Origin of the sequence: Paenacidovorax caeni (assembly GCF_001298675.1) — a bacterium.
GTDB classification, from domain to species: Bacteria; Pseudomonadota; Gammaproteobacteria; order Burkholderiales; family Burkholderiaceae_C; genus Paenacidovorax; species Paenacidovorax caeni.
The window spans coordinates 1-2,315 of sequence record NZ_CYIG01000104.1 but is presented as its reverse complement, the minus strand read 5'-3'; the positions used below and the strand labels follow the sequence as shown (position 1 = coordinate 2,315).

1 protein-coding gene is annotated in these 2,315 nt (G+C 54.9%); it reads right to left on the bottom strand.

Annotated elements, in window-relative coordinates; translation table 11 throughout:
• Positions 1–149: 149 nt before the first annotated feature.
• Positions 150–1,250, bottom strand: coding sequence for an AAA family ATPase (locus tag BN2503_RS18850; RefSeq protein WP_199445285.1), 1,101 nt, complete (start codon positions 1,248–1,250; stop codon positions 150–152).
• Positions 1,251–2,315 lie beyond the last annotated feature (1,065 nt).

Below are 2,315 nucleotides of genomic sequence, written 5' to 3'. Positions count from 1 at the left end.
GACCTGGTTCATCTCTTCAAGGAAGACCTCTTTGCGGGTTTTCTTGGGCAGGGGGTCAAGGCCAAGCGTGATCTGATCCATGTCCGTGATCGTCGGTCCTCATCAGGCTCTGCGCCAGTCGGAATGACCAGGGGTTTTGCAGACCTTCCCTAAGCAGAAGGTTCTTGGTAACCATAATTTCCCTTTTCCAGACTCTTCAAAATGCGGTTGACGGTAGGATGTGAAATGCCCAACGAGTCGGCGATCTTTCGCTGCGACATGCCTGCCTGACGCAGGCGCCTTACCTCTTCTGCTCGCAGACTTTGTGGTTTCGATGCGTTCTGTTCGAGCAGGACTTGCTCGAAAGGCAGGTCTTGAAGCAGGCCGACCTTACGGGCCGATAGCAACTTGCGCCGGATATCGGCATAGGACGCCCCCGCGAGCAAAGGAGCTATCCGCGACACAAACGAGTCACTGAGCCCCTCGTGGCGCAACAGGGCACTTATCTCGTCGATCGCAGGGGCGGCGAAGTCAAGTTGCACATCGAATCGTCGCCAAACGGCAGGATCGAGGAGTTCAGGGTGATTGGTGGCGGCCACCAAAAGAGAGCTCGACGGCCATTGATCGAACGCTTGCAGCAGCACCGTCACTAGACGCTTGAGTTCACCCACGTCACGGTCATCATCACGGCGCTTGGCCACAGCGTCAAATTCATCGAGCAAGAGCACGCAGGGGAAGCTGCTGCCATAGTCAATGGTTGCCTTCAAGTTGCTTCCGGTCTTCCCTAGCAAACTGCTCATCACGCTTGCCAAATCCAACGTCAAGAGCGGCAAGTTCAGTTCCCGCGCCAACCAACGCGCAGCCATCGTCTTTCCGACACCCGGCGGACCTTTGAACATGGCAGTTTTAATCGGTTGCAGCCCCGCGCCGATGAGTTTGAGCGCATTACGCCGCTCCGCGAGAACCAATTCCAGCTGCTTTCGTATATCGGTCGGCCAAAGTGGCTCGAACTCCAAGACCACTGATCGCTCTTCGCGTAACAGATTCATTCGGCTGTCTACGTCTACAGGAGGCAACACACCGCGCGTCACCTCCTGGGTGTCCAAAGCACTCACCAATACTTGCGCTGCCTCCGGATCGGCTTTCTTAATCTTGCTCACCATTCGGCGGGCAAGCAGCGCGAAGCCTGCCCCATTTCCTTGCATACCTTGCTGGAGTAGCTGGCTCAGATCAGCCGCAGACACCTCTATCAATTTTTTGGAAACAGTCACGGATCAATTGCTTAGTGGTTCACTCATTCTAGAAGTGTACCATCAATGAACCACTTCATGAACCAGTACTCGCACCAGCCGGTTCTTCGTCGGCCGAACGAACTTCGCATCACCAGGCAACTGCGCGAGAACCGATGAAGAGGCGGATTCGTCGATGCTTCGTCGGCCCACGACAGGAGGCAAGCATCGAGCGCGCTCCGGCTGGTGCATGGGAATACAGCATCATCGGCATCAAAACTCCGCAAGGAATTACGTCGAAGTTGCTGACGGTGTCGGAACGGCAGGCGCTGCTCTGCTTTTGTCCGCCTTAAGCGCAGCGGCGGCCGTCGACATGCGAAGAGGACTGGACTGAAAGTCGAACAGGAATGCCGAGAAGACCGAGTACAAGCGAGGCCGATGGCTTGCGATTCATGGGGTGATGTCCACGATTAAGCATGCCGCCTGTGTCGGGTTTCGATCTTGGACCAGCGATCGGCATCCTATCCAAGGGCTGGTCCTGATCGCAGCAGTCGTTCACCGGTGGCCGGGCGACCGACGGCTTGCAGCCTCTTGCAGTCATTGCGGCATGTAGGGCCTGCTCGAACCTCAAGAAGTTCTCGCAAAAAAGAGCGCTCAAAGCTAGCGCTCTTCTTTATATAGCAACAAGTTCTTACCGGGCCGAGGTCAGCTCCGCAAATCTAGCTCTTCTCTACTCGTTGAATTCGAGTTTACAACTTTACCGTTACAAATAACCACCCCGCAAACCCGCATGAATGCTGGTGGCTTGTTTACGACTTTATTTGCGTGTTTACGACTTTAATTACCCAGAATAGCTAGAGGTCTGTTTACGACTTTATTTGCGAGTTTACGACTTTAATTACCCGGATTACTAACTTGCACAAACTCAAAGCACCAGTCCGACAGGGCTGAGCAGGAGGTCACTTGGGAACCTCTCACAACCCCATGATTGACGGATCCGAATAGGCACGATTGGACGCCAGCCCGTTTTAAATGCGCGATGAGGCCTTACGGCGGTCTGCACCTCGTGCATTGAGGGGCCTTGCAGCCCCGATGGCTCAGGCTTTC